The following is a 15,772-nucleotide window of genomic DNA, read 5'->3' as shown; positions in this document are numbered from 1 at the left end:
CGACAACAGCCGCTTGAAGCGGCAGGCATAACCCATGGGTGTCTCCGAACCCTTCATCCGCCGGCCGATCGCGACCTCGCTGCTCGGCATCGCGCTTCTGATCGGCGGGCTGCTCGGCTATTTCGCACTCCCGGTCTCGGCGCTGCCGCAGGTCGATTTCCCGACCGTGCAGGTGACGACGCAGCTGCCGGGCGCGAGTCCGGACGTGATCGCCTCGCTGATCACCGCGCCGCTGGAGCGGCAGCTCGGGCAGATCCCGTCGCTCTCGGCGATGAACTCGACGAGCTCGTTCGGCGTCAGCCAGATCTCGCTGCAGTTCGAGCTCAACCGCGACATCGACGGGGCGACGCAGGACGTGCAGGCCGCGATCAATGCCGCCGCGGGCGTGCTGCCGAGGACGCTGCCTTACCCGCCGACCTACGCCAAGGTGAACCCGGCGGATGCGCCGGTGATGACGCTGGCGCTGCGCTCGGACACGATCTCGCTGCGGGTGATGAGCGACATCGCCGACACCATTCTGGCGCAACGTTTGAGCCAGATCTCCGGCGTCGGGCGCGTGTCCGTGCTGGGCGGGTTGAAGCCGGCCGTGCGCATCCAGGCCGATCTGGCGCGCCTTGCAGCCTACGGCATCGCGATGGAAGATCTGCGCACCGCGATCGCCAATGCCAATGTCTCGGGGCCGAAAGGCTCGCTCGACGGCGCGCAGCAATCCTACATCATCGCCGCCAACGACCAGATCGCGGCGGCTGAAGCCTACAAGCCCGTCATCATCGCCTATCGCAACGGCTCGCCGGTGACCATTGCCGACGTCGCCCAGATCGTCGACGGCCTCGAGAACGACCGCACCGGCGGCTGGTACCAGGGCACGCCGGCGGTCATCCTCGACATCCAGCGCCAGCCCGGCGCCAACGTCATCGACGTCGTCAGCCAGATCCGCGCCGAGATCCCGAAACTGCAGCGCGCGATCCCGGCCGGCGTGAATCTCACCATCGTCTCCGATCGCACCGTCACCATCCGCGCCTCGGTGCGCGACGTACAATTCACTCTGGTCCTTGCCGTCGTGCTGGTGACGCTGGTCGTGCTGCTGTTCCTGCGTTCGTTGCGCGCGACCGTGATCGCCGGCGTGGCGCTGCCGTTGTCGCTGATCACGAGCTTCGGCATCATGTATTTTGCCGGCTTCAGCCTCGACAATCTGTCGCTGATGGCGCTCACGATCGGCACCGGATTCGTTGTCGACGATGCCATCGTGATGATCGAGAACATCGTGCGCCACATGGAGAATGGCGACGGCGCGATGGAAGCCTCGCGCAAGGGCGCCAGCGAGATCGGCTTCACCGTGATCTCGCTGACGGTGTCGCTGATTGCGGTCTTCATCCCGCTCCTGTTCATGTCGGGCCTGGTCGGGCGCATGTTCCGCGAATTCGCGCTGACCTTGACGATTGCGGTCGTAACCTCGGCGGTGGTCTCGCTGACGCTGACGCCGATGATGTGCTCGCGGCTGCTCAAGCACGCGCACGAGGAGCTGACCGTGCCGGGACTGGCCGCGATCAGCCGCTTTATCGACCGCACGGTCGATGCCTATCACAGGTCGCTGTTGTGGGTGCTGGAGCGCCAGCGCGCCACGCTGGTCGTGACCTTCGTTACGCTGATCGCGACGCTGGTGCTCTATGTCGTCGCGCCCAAGGGCTTCCTGCCGCTGCAGGACACCGCTTCGATCACGGCGGTGACGGAGGCGGGGCCCGACGTGTCGTTTGCGGAAATGAAGAGGCGGCAGGCCGAGGCGGCCGAGGCCATCAGGGCCGACCCTGATGTGGTCGGCGTCGTCTCGGTGATCGGTGCGGGCTCCGTCAACCCGACCACCAATGTCGGCCGCCTCGTCATGAGCTTGCGGCCGCGCGGCGAGCGCCGCGACGATGTCAGCGTGGTCGTGACCCGGTTGAAGGAGCGGGTCTCCGGCATCCCCGGCATGACCGTCTATTTCCAGCCGGTGCAGGACGTGCAGATCTCGACCCAGTCGAGCCGCTCGCAATACCAGTACACGCTGACCGGCACCGATGCGACGCTGGTCTCGGAATGGGCGCGCAAGCTGGTTGCGGAGATGCGGCGCGATCCCTTGTTCCGGGACGTCTCCTCCGAGGCGCAGGAGGGCGGCCTGCGGGCGCAGCTCGATGTCGACCGCACGCGCGCCGGCCAGCTCGGCGTGAGCCTGCAAGCAATCACCGACACGCTGAACGACGCCTTCGCGCAGCGGCAGATCTCGACCATCTACGGTCAGGCCAACCAGTATCGGGTGGTGCTGGAGGCGCTGCCGATGTATCAGCGCGATCCCTCGATCCTGTCGAAGCTCTATCTGCCGGGTGCCGCGAGCGCCACCGCGGGCGCGCCCAATGCCCAGGTGCCGCTGTCGGCCGTGGCGACGCTGAAGCGGACCACGGCGCCGCTCGCGATCTCGCATCAGGCGCAATTCCCGTCGGTGTCGCTCAGCTTCAACCTGGCGCCGGGCGCGGCGCTCGGCGATGCCGTCGAAGCCGTGAAGGTGATCGAGACCCGCATCGGCATGCCAGGCAGCATCGTCGGCGTCTATGCCGGCGATGCCGCCGAATTCGCCAAGGCACTCGCCGGCCAGCCCTGGCTGCTGCTCGCCGCCGTCATCACGATCTACATCGTGTTAGGGGTGCTCTACGAGAGCTATATCCATCCGATCACGATCCTGTCGACGCTGCCCTCGGCCGGCGTCGGCGCCATCCTGGCACTGATGCTGTGCGGACAGGATCTCTCGGTGATCGGCCTGATTGGCATCATCCTCTTGATGGGCATCGTCAAGAAAAACGCGATCATGATGATCGACTTTGCGCTCGAGGCCGAGCGCGGGCGGGGCATGTCGCCCAGTGAAGCCATCGTGCAGGCCTGTCTGTTGCGCTTCCGTCCGATCATGATGACGACGCTGGCGGCGCTGTTCGGGGCGCTGCCGCTCGCGATCGAAAGCGGCACCGGCGCCGAGCTGCGCTTTCCGCTCGGCATCTCCATCATCGGCGGCCTGCTGCTCAGCCAGCTCCTGACACTTTACACGACGCCCGTGATCTACCTGGCGCTCGACCGCATCAACCGCCGGTTCGAGCAGGCACTGCCGCCGGCTGGATCCGGCGGCCCGCCGGTCGCCGGCGCGACCGAGGGGATGCAGTGATGGCATCGATCTCGGAGCCCTTCATCCGCCGCCCGGTCGCGACCACGCTGCTGTCGATCGGGCTGTTCCTGCTGGGTGTGGTCGCCTACCGGTTCCTGCCGGTCGCCTCGGTCCCGAACGTCGACTTTCCCGCCATCTTCGTCTCCGCCAGCCGGCCCGGCGCCGATCCGTCCGTGATGGCGGCGACGGTGGCGTCGCCACTTGAGCGGCGGTTGGGAGAGATCGCCGGCATCAACCAGATCACCTCGACCTCGAGCCTCGGCACGACCAGCATCCAGCTTCAGTTCGACATCGGCCGCAACATCGACAAGGCCGCGCGCGACGTGCAGGCGGCCATCAACGCCGCGATGGTCGACCTGCCGAGCGACCTGCCCACGCTGCCGCGTTTCCGCAAGGCGAACACGGCCGGCGCACCCATCTTCGTGCTGGCGTTGACCTCCAAGACGATCTCTCCGTCGGCGATCTACGACGTCGCGGATAGCGTGTTGGCGCAACGCATCTCGCAGGTGCCGGGCGTCGGCAACGTGTCGATCTCCGGCGCCGACCAGCCGGCCGTGCGCGTGCAGCTCAACCCGGTTGCGCTGTCCAATGCTGGAATCGCCACTGACGACGTGCGAACCGCGATCATCGCCGCCAACGCGCTCGGCCCCGTCGGCATCTTCGAAGGCGAGCGCCAGAGCGAGACGCTGTCGCTGAACAAGCAGATGCGCACGGCGAAGGAGTTCCGCGACATCGTCATCAAGAGCTCGGGCAATAATTTCGTGCGGCTGTCGGACGTCGCCGACATCGAGGATTCCGTCCGCAACGTCCGCTCGATCGCCTGGTTCAACAGGCAACCGGCGGTTCTGATCCAGATCACCAAGCAGGGCGATGCCAACGTCATCGACACCGTCGACCGGGTCAAGGCGCTGATCCCCGAGCTGAAGCAGTGGATTCCGGCCGGGGTCGAGATCTCCACCCTGGTCGATCGGACCGGCACGATCCGCGCCAGCGTGCTGGACATGCAATGGACGCTGCTGGCAACGTCCGTCCTGGTGATGGTCGTCGTGTTCGTGTTCCTGCAGCGGCTGACGCCGACCATCGCGGCCGGCATCTCGGTGCCGCTGGCACTCGCCGGCACTTGCGCCGGCATGTGGGTCGCGGGCTTCTCCATCGACAACCTGTCGCTGATGGCGCTCGCCATCTCCGTCGGCTTCGTCGTCGACGACGCCATCGTCATGATCGAGAACATGTTCCGCAACCTCGAGCAAGGCATGCGGCCGTTCCGGGCGGCGCAGGAGGGCGCCAAGCAGATCGGCTTCACTGTGGTCTCGATCAGCCTGTCGCTGATCGCGGCCTTCACGCCGCTGATCTTCATGGACGGCGTCGTCGGTCGGCTCCTGCGCGAATTTTCACTGACGCTGACCTTCGCCGTCCTGGTCTCGACGCTGGTGTCGCTGACGGTCACGCCGATGATCTGCGCCCATTACATCCGGCAGGCCACCTCCGGCACGGCAACGCTGTTCGACCGCATCATCGAAGGCGCGCTGTCGCGCACCATCGTGTTCTACGCCCGCACCCTGCGCACCGTGCTGGAATTCCCGCTGCTGACGCTGCTGGTGTTCTTCGCCACCATCGCGCTCACGGTGACGCTCTACATCAAGGTCCCCAAAGGCTACTTCCCCACGGACGATTCCGGCTTCATCATCGGCGCGACGCGCGCCTCGGCGGACACCTCGTTCCAGTCGATGCTCGGCCTGCAGCAGCGGCTCGCCGAGATCGTGATGAAGGATCCCGCCGTGGCCGGCATCGGCTCGACGGTCGGCAGCGGGGGCCCGGGTCCGGCGACCTCGAACCGCGGCACCATGTTCATCAGCCTGAAGCCGCCGGAGGAACGTGGCCACGTGTCGACTGAGGTCGTGATCGAACGGCTCAGGCGCGCGCTATATCCCGTGCCCGGCATCCGCCTCTTCATGTTCGCTGCCCAGGACGTGCGGGCCGGCGGGCGTCAGAGCGATTCCGACTACCAATATACGCTCACCAGCACCGATCTCGGCCTGTTGCAGAAATGGGCGCCGATCGTGGCCAAGCGCCTGGAGAGCGTGGAGGGCATCACCGACATCTCCAGCGATCGCGATCCTGGCGGGCTGCAGCTGACGCTCGCCATCGACCGCCAGAAGGCGTCCGCGCTCGGCGTCAAGGTCCAGGACATCGACAACGCGCTCAACAACGCTTTCGCACAGCGGCAGATCTCGATCATCTACACCCAGCGCAACCAGTACATGACCGTGCTGGAGATCGATCCGAAGTTCCAGGTCGATCCCAGCAATCTCGATCGCATCTACGTCGCCGGCGCGGGTGATGCGCAGGTGCCGCTGTCGGCCGTGGTGCGCGCGACGCGCGGGCTCGCTGCGCTCGCCGTCTATCATTCGCAGTCGTTCCCATCGACCACGGTGTCCTTCAACCTGATGCCGGACGTGCCGCTTCAGGCGGCGACCCAGAACATCCAGCGCGCGGTCGACGAGTTGCACATGCCCGAAGGCATTCGCGGCAGCTTCGACGGCAATGCCGGCGATTTCGCCAGGACCAGCGGTCGCCAGCCGCTCCTGATCCTCGGCGCGCTGGTCGCGATGTATATCGTGCTCGGGGTGCTCTATGAGAGCCTCGCCCATCCGCTCACGATCATCTCGACACTGCCATCGGCCGGCTTGGGTGCGCTGCTCGCCTTGCAGCTCACCAACACGCCGCTGACGGTGATCGCCTTCGTCGGCATCATCCTCTTGATCGGCATCGTCAAGAAGAACGGCATCATGATGGTGGACTTCGCGCTCGATGCCGAGCGCCAACGCGGCCTGTCCTCGGCCGAGGCGATCTTCGAGGCCTGCCAGGCGCGCTTCCGCCCGATCCTGATGACGACCATGGCGGCGCTGTTTGCCGGCATTCCGCTGGTGATCGCGACCGGCCCCGGCACGGAGCTGCGCCGGCCGCTCGGCATCACCATCATCGGCGGCCTGTTCGTCTCGCAGATCCTGACGCTGTACACGACGCCCGTAATCTACCTCCTGATCGACCGCCTGCGTCGTCGCTCCGAACCGCGTCCGCTGGCTGCACCGGCGGAATAGGTTGTTGAGCAGCCGCTCCAAGCGTATAGCGGCCCCATGTCCAAGCCGCCTGAGACCGCCGCCGCGCCGGCCGAGCCGATCCCCGAATGCCCGCATTGCCAGAAGCCGATGCCGCTCTGCATTTGCGACAGCGTCACGCCGATCGAGAACCGGCTCTCGCTGCTGATCCTCCAGCATCCGCAGGAGCAGGACAGGGCGCTCGGCACTGCGCGGCTGCTGACCAGGCATTTTGCCGATGCAACGGTGCGGGTCGGCCTGTCCTGGCCGAGCCTGTCCAAGGCGCTGGGACGGCCGGTCGAGAATGCTTCGCACTGGGCGGTGCTCTATCTCGGCTCGGCACGCGCCGCTGATCTCGAGGCCGAAGGAGAGATCGTCGCGCTCAACCGCAAGGGCGAGGTCGCGGAGAACCAGCGCGCGATCCTCGGCAAGCTCGAAGGCGTGGTGCTGCTCGACGGCACCTGGAGCCAGGCCAAGGCGCTGTGGTGGCGCAATCCCTGGATGCTGAAATGCCAGCGCGTGATCCTCAATCCGGCACGTCCCTCTCGCTACGGGCGCTTGCGCAAGGAGCCGCGCCGCGACGGCCTCGCGACCATCGAAGCCGCCGCGACGATCCTCGCCGCCCTCGAGCGGCGCCCTGATATCGCCGAGACGCTTCATGCCAGTTTCGAGCGGATGCTGGCTCGCTACCGCGAGGTCCAGGCCGAGATGCCGGAACTGGCACCCAAGCCCGCGCCCAAGGGCCGCCGGCGCGACTTCCGGCGCGGCAAGCGCGCCTGATTTCGGGTGGACATTTCGCTGTGCTACCCGCGGGCCGTGGGGTTGCCTAAGCCATTGATCCCCTATATTGGTCCGCCCTTACGGGGCCACGTGGCGGAGTGGTTACGCAACGGTCTGCAAAACCGTGTACACCAGTTCAATTCTGGTCGTGGCCTCCATCACAAGTCTCTGATTTTCCGCAAAATTTGGACTTATAGGCGGTTCCGCCGAGCCGCAGCTCCAGTGAGCCACCGGGTTTGCCCGGGCCTTGGCGGAAAGGTGCGATTCAGGTCCTCTGGCATAGACTTCGCATCTGCGAAAAGACGCATCCAAACCCTGGAGCTGGAGAGCACGTGGGCGACGTCGTTCGATTTGTCCCGAAATCCGAGCTGGAGCGGGCCCGCCTCATTTCTGAGGCGCGCGCGATCTATGACAGCATCTTCCCGCCGGCTGCACCCGACCGGGCGCCGCAGCAGGGCGAGGAACGCAAGACTTGATCGGGGCTGCGCCGGTCCGCGGCGCTCGGTCATGCCGAACCGCCCGAAAGGCGGACGCATCGGTTCACTTCAAGTGGCCTCAGCAGGCCGCGTACCAGTCGTCGGGGAAGGGCAGGAGGGGCCAGGCGCCCTCGTTGTCATTGGCAGCCTTGTTATTGGCAGCCTTGGGCGTCGTGTCGAAGCTCCACGAGCGGGGCACGTATTGCTCCACCGGCACGGGCACGAAATCCTCAAAGACCATGGCGTCCCGGACAGCATCCAGCAGCAAATTGAATTCGGCTTCGCTCATCACACCCTCGCAGAACGCGGACGGCGCAATGTCGCAAAGCCGGTTTGTTTCCGGATTGACCCGATCGTTCGCATTTTAACGATGCGGCGATCGGGACCCGAATGGTTAGCGATTCCTGAAAATCCCCGGGGCAACCCTATGTGCCCGCCGCCGCGCAGCGGGCGTGAAGGAGATCACATTCCCCGCGGTTTATTTCTCGTAACCCCTTTTGCACCGTACCGGCCAATGCAGGCCGGAGCGGGCAGTGCAGAGCGGGAGACTGGTCATGAAGGCGAGGTTCTTGCGGTTTGCGGGCGTGAAGAGCCGGGCGCGGGGCGCCTCGACGGTCGGGCTGTTCCTGACGCTGTTTGCCTCTGCGGCCCATGCACAGGGAACGGCGGAGCAGCGGCGGGCCTGTACGCCCGACGTCTACCGGCTCTGCGCCGGCGAGATCCCCAACGTCCGCGCCATCACGGCCTGCCTGCGCCGCAACCGCGCCAGCCTCAGCGAGGCCTGCCGATCCGTGTTCGACCAGGCGGGTGGCTAAACGGCCCGGCTTGTGGGCTTGTGCGCAGCAAGTCCCTCGCAGAGGCTCGCGAATCCGTCACAGGCACCCTGTGGATATGCTGTGGATTTGCTGCGGATGCTGGACGTGAATGCTTCGTACCTTCATCGCATCTTGGTCGCCAATCGTCATATCTGCGTCAAATGAGCTCACCGAATGATTCAGCGGGCCGGCAGATCGCTGCTGCGGCCGAGAGCATTTCGTAATCCCCCGAATTCGGAATCCCTCACCTGCGTCGCGGTCCGCGGACAGTTTTTGGGCAACCGTTTGCCCAAATGTCGGGCGCGCTCCGTCCAAATTTTTGTACGCCCGCGGACAAGCTTTTCACCGCCCACTCCCGCACGCTTCCTCCCCGATCACTGGAGCATGGCAGACGCCATGACATTTCGGAGGAACTGGCGAGATGGAGAAGTCGATTTGGCCCCAGGCGCGGCGGGGAATGGCGCGCGCATCATTGCCGCGGTACAAGCTCATGCTCGGCGCCGCCATTGCTTTCGGTCTCGTCGTTGCCTCACCGCTGAGCGCGGAGGCCGCAGCGCCCGCTGCCTGCGCCGCGCTTCAGGAAAAGTATCCGGACTGGAAGGGCAAGACGCTCGTCAATGCCATCAACCCGCACACGCCGGGCTATGAGACGATCGATCCCAAGGATCCCAGCAAGTATATCGGCTTCGACATCGATCTCGGTGAAGCCATCGGCGAATGTCTCGGCTTCAAGCTGACCTACAAGGCGGTGACGTTCGCGGCGCTCCTGACCACGCTCGCCGCCGGTCAGGCCGACATCGTGATCTCCGACATCTACGCCACCAAGGAGCGCGCCAAGGCGGCCGACTTCATCACCTACTCGAAGGTGTTCGATGGCGTGCTGGTCGCCAAGGGCAACCCGAAGGGCATCAACGGCATCAACCTGTCGCTGTGCGGCGCCGCTGCTGCAGAAAATACCGGCTATGTCGAGGTGCCCCTGATCCAGGCGCTGATCCCGGAGTGCAAGAAGGCCGGCAAGCCGGAGCCGACCATCCAGCTCTACGACAACAACGCCAACTGCATTCAGGCGATTCTGGCCGGCCGCGCCGACACCTACATCAACGACGTCAACACCGTCGACAGCGCCGTAAAAGCCTATCCGGACAAGCTGGAGAAGGCGGTCGCTGTGACGATCCCATACTCGGTCGGCATCGCTGTTCCCAAGGGCAAGCCGAAATTTCGTGACGCCGTGCTCGCTGCCCTGATCGAGGTGCAGAAGGCAGGCACGCACATGGAGCTGCTGAAGAAGCACGGGCTTGATGTGAACAACTTCATGGAGCCGGAAATCCTCACGGCTGACTAAGCGCGCGGTTTACCTCTCCCCGACGGGAGAGGTCGGCGCGAAGCGCCGGGTGACGGGCCGTAACCCTCACCCGGATGGTATCGAGCGATGCGACGCAGCCGAAGCTTTCGCTTCGAGAGGGGGCGCGTCCTCGAGGCGCCGCCTTCCACCAAACCCGATCCCGTTCTCATGACGGTCGACTGATGTCGCTGTTCCTTCATTACCTGAGCATGCCGTATCTGCTCGCGGGCATCGAGCTCACCCTCGAGGTGACCGCCCTCGGGCTCGGCGGCGGGTTGATCCTTGGATTGATCCTCGCCGGCATGCAGCTCTCGCGCTTCTGGCTACTGGCGGCGATCGCCAGGGCCTACACCGTGATCTTTCGCGGCACGCCGCTGATCCTCCAGATGGTGTTCGCCTACGACGCGCTGCCGCATATCGGGATCAAGCTGCCGGCCGTGCTGGCGGCAGGCCTTGCGCTCGCCTGCAACGAGGCGCCGTTCATTGCGGAGATGCTGCGCGCCGGCGTGCTCGGCGTCGACCGCGGCCAGGTGACGGCGGGGCAGGCGCTCGGCATGACGCCGTCGGTGCTGATGCGCAGGGTCATCGCCCCACAGGCGATCCGCACGATGATTCCGGCCTTCGGCAATGAGGCGGTGAGCGCGTTGAAGAACTCCTCGCTCGCGTCTGTTATCGCGGTGCAGGAGCTGACCTTGCGCTCGACCCAGCTGGCATCTTCGACCTTCGACTTCTTTTCGATCTTCTTTGCCTCGGGGCTGCTCTATCTCGTTCTGACCACGGCCATCAGTGTCATCCAGCTCCTCGTCGAATGGTGGCTCGACCTCGACCGAACCACACGCCGCGAACGCAAGCTCGCCGATTATCTGCCGTGGCGCCGCGTCGACCTCGGCACCAAGTTCGAGCTTGCCGCCGTGACCGCCGCTGATCCGGAGCCTGCACAGCCAGCGCCCGGCGATACGCCGCCGCTGGCCTTGACCCGTGAGGAGCGCGCCCGTCGCGCGGCGACGATCGCGCGCAACAATATCGCGGTCGAGACCAAGGACCTCACCAAGAGCTACGGCGGGCAAAAGGTGCTCAACGGCCTCGACTTGACCGTGCGTGTGGGCGAGGTGGTGGCGTTGCTCGGTCCCAGCGGCTCCGGCAAGAGCACGCTGCTTCGCTGCATCAACCATCTGGAGAACTGGGACGCCGGCACGGTGCGCGTCGGCGGCCGGCGGCTCGGCTTCGGCGAGAATGGCAAGCCATTGTCGCCGCGCGCCATCGCCAACGAGCGGGCCAGTGTCGGCGTCGGCATGGTGTTCCAGCATTTCAACCTGTTTGCTCACCTCTCAGCGAAGGAGAACATCGCCGGGCCCTTGCGCTGGGTCCACGGCATGACCCGGATCGACGCCGACCGCCGCGCCGCCGAGCTGCTTGACCGCGTTGGTCTCTCACACCGTGCCGATGCGCTGCCGCGACATCTCTCCGGCGGCCAGCAGCAGCGCGTTGCCATCGCCCGCGCGCTGGCGCCCAATCCGAGCGTGCTGCTGCTGGACGAGCCGACCTCGGCGCTGGATCCGGAGCTCGTCAATGAAGTGCTGGAGGTGATCCGCCGCCTCGCGATTGACGACGGCCTCACCATGATCATCTCGACGCACCAGATCCGCTTTGCCGATGAGGTCGCGGACCGTGTCGCTTTCCTGAGCGGTGGCACCATCGTCGAGGAGGGGCCGGCGCACGAGGTGCTCTCCAATCCACGCAATCCGCTGACGGCGCGTTTCCTCAGCGTGATGGAGGCCGACAAGGCTCCGGAGACGGTGCGATGAGCCCTCTCTCCACCCTGTGCAAGATCCCCGAAGAGGTCACGCCATGAAGCATGTCACGCTGCCGGTTTCGCCGAAGACCGTCCATTGGGGCTATTTCTCCAAAACGGTCACGCCGGCCCTGACGCTGCGCTCGGGAGACCGGGCCACGATCGAGACGCTGACCCATCACGCCAACGACGATTACGAGCGCATGATTCAGGGCGACCCCGGTGCCGAAAGCGTGTTCCAGTGGACGCGCGAGCACAAGGCGGTGGCGCGCCGCGGCTCGGGCCCGACGAAAGGCCCGTTCATCCGCGGCGCGGGCGAGGGGATCGGCGTGCACTTGCTCACCGGCCCCGTCGCGATCGAAGGCGCCGAGCCCGGCGACATTCTGGAGGTGCGCATCCTCGATATTAGGCCGCGGCCGAGCTGCAGTGCCTGTCATGCCGGCCGCTGCTTCGGCTCCAATGTCGCGGCGAACTGGGGCTTCCACTATCACGACCTGATCGAGGAGCCGAAGCCGCGCGAGGTCGTCACCATCTTCGAGCTCGACACCTCCGGCGAGCCCTATGCGAAGGCCGTCTACAATTACGTCTGGACGCCGCAAACCGACCCCGACGGCATCGTGCACCCGACCATCGACTATCCGGGCGTGCGCGTGGACCATGCCACCATCAGGAAGCGCGAGAACATCCTTCCCAGTGTGAAGGTGCCGGCGCGGCTGCATTTCGGCACCATGGGCCTTGCGCCATCGGAAGCCGATTTCGTCAGCTCGATCCCGCCGAGCTATACCGGCGGCAATATCGACGACTGGCGCATCGGCAAGGGCGCGCGGATGTTCTATCCGGTCGCGGTCCCCGGCGCCTATTTCTCGGTCGGCGATCCCCATGCCGCGCAAGGCGATAGCGAGCTCGGCGGCACCGCAATCGAGACCTCGCTGACCGGCGATTTCGAATTCATCCTGCACAAGAAGGCCGACCTCGGCGGCACCAGCCTCGAAGGCCTCGACCATCCCATGCTCGAGACCGACCTTGCCTGGTCGTTCTACGGCTTCACCTATCCGAATTATCTGGCCGCGCTCGGCGCTGATGCGCAAACCGAGATTGCCAATCACTCCAGTCTCGACCGTGCGATGCGCGATGCGTTCAGAAAACTCCGCCGGTTTCTGATGACGGTGCATGGCCTCAGCGAGGACGAGGCGATCTCGCTGATGTCGGTCGGCGCCGATTTCGGCGTCACCCAGGTGGTCGATGCCAATTGGGGCGTCCACGGCACGATCAGAAAGAACATGTTTCGGTGCGACTAATGCATTGAGACGCAGCCGGTTTTCAGGATGAGCAGGTGACAAGCGGAGACCATTTGCGGGCCGTCGCGGCGACGGATGACCGCGTGCGTCTGGCACAGAGGTTGCTTCGATCGACTGCAATCTGGGTCGATCCGATGAGCTTTCGCCCGTTCACGAGCGAGTCCTACGCGCAAGACGACCGGCCCGAAGCCTGGCGGGACGTGCTTGCGGCGGTCGGCCTGCAGCCGGCAGGCGGCCATTCCTTCTTTGACGGGCATGCTACCGCCTCCCATCGCCAGACCGCCGGCGTTGCGCTGACGCGCATGGCCGCGGGCGCGCAGAGCGTCGGTCCGCTGGCACGAGCGAACGAAGACCTGCCGATCGCGCTGATGCCGGTCGAGGATGGCATGGTGTTGAAAACCGTCGGCGGACACCGCATCGTTCCCGTCGGTCATCTCGTGATGCTGCCGCGCGGCGGCGACTGGAGCATCGTGTTCCAGCGGGACATGCGCGCCATCGTGCTGTCAGTCACCTCCGAGGCGCTGCACGGACGCCTTTCGGGTAAGCCGCGGCTCGGCGAGCCGCGCGTCGTTCCGCCCAGCGGCTTTGCCGAGGTGTTTTCGCGCCTGCTGGACGCGACCGCGCGCACGCTCGACACTTTGAGCGATTCCGAATGGAATCTGCTTGCGCAGTCGCTCGTCGATCTTCTCCTGACGCTCGCGCATCAACTGGCGGCATCGACGTCCGACGCCGGGGCGAGCGCGACGCAGGCCGCGCTGCTGCACCGGATCTGCCAGACCATCGAGCGTCGCCTCGACGATCCCGATCTGGTGCCCGCGCGTGTCGCGCAAGCCGAGGGCATTTCCGAACGTTATTTGCAAAAGCTGTTCGAGACGGTTGGCGACAATTTCACCCACTATGTTCGCGAGCGTCGTCTCCAGCGCGCCTGGGCGGATCTGTCCAGTCCGTCAGAGGCGCATCGCTCGATCTCGGAGATCGCCTACGCCTATGGCTTTGGCGACTCCGCGCATTTCAGCCGCGCCTTCCGCCATCGCTTCGGCCTGCCGCCGCGCGAGTTCCGACAGCAGGAGGCCGAGCGGGCGACCGTGCAACATGGCGTCGCCGGCCAACGCGGCTGGCCGCAGGAGGCGCTGGCGCAATTGCGCGCGCATCAGAGTGTGGAGGCCCGCAGCAGCGTCGCCTGTGCCGGCGCCGGGGAGCCGACCACCACCGAACGCCGTCATCACCATCTCCCGGTCGAGGCCAGCCGCGTTCATTGGGGCTATTTCAGCCGCTCGCTGCCGCCGCAGATCGAGATCGCGTCGGGCGATACCATCACCATCGAGACGCTGACGCAGCACGCCTCCGACGATCCCGAGTTGATGATATCAGGCGATGGCGCCGCAGAAAGCGTATTCGGCTGGACACGGAGCAAGAAGAACGTCGACCGCCGCGGCGCCGGCCCGATGGATGCCAGCGTGTTCGGCCGCGGTGCCGGCGAGGGGTTTGGCGTGCACATCTGCACCGGGCCTGTCGCGGTGAAGGACGCCCAGCCCGGCGATGTACTGGAGGTGCGCATCCTCGACATCGTGCCGCGGGCGAGCCGCAATCCGAGCCATGCGGGCCGTGTGTTCGGCTCCTCTGTCGCAGCGTGGTGGGGCTATCACTACAACGAGTTTCTCGGCGGTCCCAAGCCGCGCGAAGCCGTCACCATCTATGAGATCTTCGAAGAGGCCGAGATGCCGCACGCCCGCGCGCTCTATTCCTATCGCTGGGAGCCGCAGACCGATCCCTTCGGCGTGGTGCACGCCACTTACGACTATCCCGGCGTTCCCGTCGCACCTGGTACGATCAAGCGCCGGCACGCCGTGCTCGACTGCATCAAGATTCCTCTGCGGCCGCATTTCGGCGTCATCGCGCTGGCGCCGCGCGAGCTCGATTTCGTCGATTCCGTGCCGCCGTCCTACTTCGGCGGCAATCTCGACAATTGGCGGCTGGGGAAGGGGGCAACCGTCTATCTCCCCGTCTCGGTCCCCGGCGCGCTGCTGTCGGTCGGCGATCCCCATGCAGCGCAGGGCGACGGCGAGCTCAGCGGCACCGCGATCGAATGCTCGATGACCGGCACCTTCGAGGTGATCCTGCACAAGAAAGCCGAACTTGCCGGCCGTCCCTTCGCCGATCTCTCCTATCCCCTGATCGAAACCGAGAGCGACTGGGTGCTGACCGGCTTCAGCCACCCCAACTATCTCGCGGAATTCGGCGCGCAGGGGCAGAGCGAGGTCTACGCAAAATCCTCGCTCGATCTCGCCATGAAAGACGCTTTCCGCAAGATGCGGCGCTTTCTGATGAACGTCAAAGGCCTCAGCGAGGACGAGGCGATCGCGCTGATGTCGGCGGCGGTCGATTTCGGTGTAACACAGGTCGTCGACGGCAATTGGGGCGTGCACGCCATTCTCAGCAAGCGCCTCTTTCAGGACGCATCTTAACCAGGACATCCAAGTGAAATTCCACATGATCAGCGGCGGACCGAAGCCGGTCGCGCCCTTCAGCCACGCGGTGGAGACCGACGGCTTCGTCTTCGTGACCGGCCAGATGCCCGATACGCCGCAGACGCCGGGCGTGCTGCCCGAGGGCATCGTCGCGCAGACGAAGGCCGTGATGGAGAATTTGAAGGTGGTCCTTGCGGGCCTCGACCTCGGCCTCGAGCACGTCGTGATGACGCGGATCTATCTCACGCGCTTTAGGGAAGACTATGCGGCGATGAACGAGACCTATCGGACGTACTTTCCGCCGGATCGCCTGCCGGCCCGCACCTGCGTCGGCGTCACCGGCCTGGCCTATGATGCGCTGATCGAGATCGATCTGGTGTGCCGGCGGCCGTGACGGTCTAGGCGCGTGGCCTAGATTGAGCGAAGCGATATCCGTAACCGCCGCCGCGTTCTGAAATGAGAGTCGATGAACAGAGGTGTCGCGTCAGACTCCGTCACTGCGAGCGCAGCGAAGCAACC

11 protein-coding genes and 1 tRNA gene are annotated in these 15,772 nt (G+C 65.5%); 11 read left to right on the top strand and 1 reads right to left on the bottom strand.

The annotated features are described in order from the left end of the window. Positions 1–34 precede the first annotated feature (34 nt). The 5 genes from I6F20_RS06155 (at position 35) to I6F20_RS06135 (ending at position 7,538) form a co-directional block, all read left to right on the top strand. Entirely contained in the window at positions 35–3,184 is a 3,150-nt protein-coding gene (locus I6F20_RS06155; protein ID WP_225125456.1) for an efflux RND transporter permease subunit, read from the top strand. After that, positions 3,184–6,285 (top strand): efflux RND transporter permease subunit, encoded by a 3,102-nt coding sequence (locus I6F20_RS06150; RefSeq protein WP_225125454.1) that lies wholly within the window; start codon positions 3,184–3,186, stop codon positions 6,283–6,285. The genes I6F20_RS06155 and I6F20_RS06150 overlap by 1 nt, the downstream gene beginning before the upstream one ends. 36 nt (positions 6,286–6,321) lie before the next feature. Beyond that, complete coding sequence (locus I6F20_RS06145) at positions 6,322–7,062, top strand: tRNA-uridine aminocarboxypropyltransferase (RefSeq protein WP_035999526.1); 741 nt, start codon at positions 6,322–6,324, stop codon at positions 7,060–7,062. Positions 7,063–7,146: 84 nt separating this feature from the next. After that, a tRNA-Cys gene (locus I6F20_RS06140) sits at positions 7,147–7,220 on the top strand. 174 nt (positions 7,221–7,394) lie between these two features. Beyond that, the gene (locus I6F20_RS06135) at positions 7,395–7,538 is read left to right on the top strand and encodes a hypothetical protein (protein WP_225125453.1); all 144 of its coding nucleotides are present in this window, start codon (positions 7,395–7,397) and stop codon (positions 7,536–7,538) included. Between the two features lie 79 nt (positions 7,539–7,617). Here I6F20_RS06135 and I6F20_RS06130 read toward each other — a convergent pair whose 3' ends face one another. Then, on the bottom strand, positions 7,618–7,827 hold the full coding sequence (locus I6F20_RS06130; RefSeq protein ID WP_225125451.1) for a hypothetical protein: 210 nt from the start codon (positions 7,825–7,827) through the stop codon (positions 7,618–7,620). A gap of 265 nt (positions 7,828–8,092) precedes the next feature. Here I6F20_RS06130 and I6F20_RS06125 point away from each other — a divergent pair, with 265 nt between their 5' ends. The 6 genes from I6F20_RS06125 (at position 8,093) to I6F20_RS06100 (ending at position 15,647) form a co-directional block, all read left to right on the top strand. Continuing rightward, positions 8,093–8,353 carry a hypothetical protein gene (locus I6F20_RS06125; RefSeq protein WP_025036239.1) on the top strand — a complete coding sequence of 87 codons (261 nt, stop codon included), beginning with the start codon at positions 8,093–8,095 and terminating at the stop codon, positions 8,351–8,353. A 457-nt stretch (positions 8,354–8,810) separates the two neighbouring features. Continuing rightward, positions 8,811–9,695: an ABC transporter substrate-binding protein gene (locus tag I6F20_RS06120; RefSeq protein WP_518513046.1), complete on the top strand. Its 885-nt coding sequence runs from the start codon at positions 8,811–8,813 to the stop codon at positions 9,693–9,695. 182 nt (positions 9,696–9,877) lie between these two features. After that, the gene (locus I6F20_RS06115) at positions 9,878–11,500 is read left to right on the top strand and encodes an amino acid ABC transporter permease/ATP-binding protein (protein WP_225125447.1); all 1,623 of its coding nucleotides are present in this window, start codon (positions 9,878–9,880) and stop codon (positions 11,498–11,500) included. Positions 11,501–11,543: 43 nt separating this feature from the next. Next, positions 11,544–12,785 (top strand): acetamidase/formamidase family protein, encoded by a 1,242-nt coding sequence (locus tag I6F20_RS06110; protein ID WP_225125446.1) that lies wholly within the window; start codon positions 11,544–11,546, stop codon positions 12,783–12,785. A gap of 134 nt (positions 12,786–12,919) precedes the next feature. Continuing rightward, positions 12,920–15,250, top strand: a complete 2,331-nt coding sequence (locus I6F20_RS06105) for an acetamidase/formamidase family protein (protein ID WP_225125999.1) — start codon at positions 12,920–12,922, stop codon at positions 15,248–15,250. 13 nt (positions 15,251–15,263) lie between these two features. Then, on the top strand, positions 15,264–15,647 hold the full coding sequence (locus I6F20_RS06100) for a RidA family protein (protein WP_035999503.1): 384 nt from the start codon (positions 15,264–15,266) through the stop codon (positions 15,645–15,647). Positions 15,648–15,772: the final 125 nt, after the last annotated feature.

This window comes from Bradyrhizobium sp. IC3123, assembly GCF_020193625.1.
GTDB lineage: Bacteria > Pseudomonadota > Alphaproteobacteria > Rhizobiales > Xanthobacteraceae > Bradyrhizobium > Bradyrhizobium yuanmingense.
This window is presented reverse-complemented; position numbering and strand designations above follow the sequence as displayed.

What these genes read in the sequence shown, in the direction of transcription:
- I6F20_RS06155 (WP_225125456.1), top strand. Translation starts at nt 35, where the DNA reads ATGGGTGTCTCCGAACCCTTCATCCGCCGGCCGATCGCGACCTCGCTG.
- I6F20_RS06150 (WP_225125454.1), top strand. Translation starts at nt 3,184, where the DNA reads ATGGCATCGATCTCGGAGCCCTTCATCCGCCGCCCGGTCGCGACCACG.
- I6F20_RS06145 (WP_035999526.1), top strand. Translation starts at nt 6,322, where the DNA reads ATGTCCAAGCCGCCTGAGACCGCCGCCGCGCCGGCCGAGCCGATCCCC.
- I6F20_RS06130 (WP_225125451.1), bottom strand. Translation starts at nt 7,827, where the DNA reads ATGAGCGAAGCCGAATTCAATTTGCTGCTGGATGCTGTCCGGGACGCC.
- I6F20_RS06125 (WP_025036239.1), top strand. Translation starts at nt 8,093, where the DNA reads ATGAAGGCGAGGTTCTTGCGGTTTGCGGGCGTGAAGAGCCGGGCGCGG.
- I6F20_RS06120 (WP_518513046.1), top strand. Translation starts at nt 8,811, where the DNA reads ATGGCGCGCGCATCATTGCCGCGGTACAAGCTCATGCTCGGCGCCGCC.
- I6F20_RS06115 (WP_225125447.1), top strand. Translation starts at nt 9,878, where the DNA reads ATGTCGCTGTTCCTTCATTACCTGAGCATGCCGTATCTGCTCGCGGGC.
- I6F20_RS06110 (WP_225125446.1), top strand. Translation starts at nt 11,544, where the DNA reads ATGAAGCATGTCACGCTGCCGGTTTCGCCGAAGACCGTCCATTGGGGC.
- I6F20_RS06105 (WP_225125999.1), top strand. Translation starts at nt 12,920, where the DNA reads ATGAGCTTTCGCCCGTTCACGAGCGAGTCCTACGCGCAAGACGACCGG.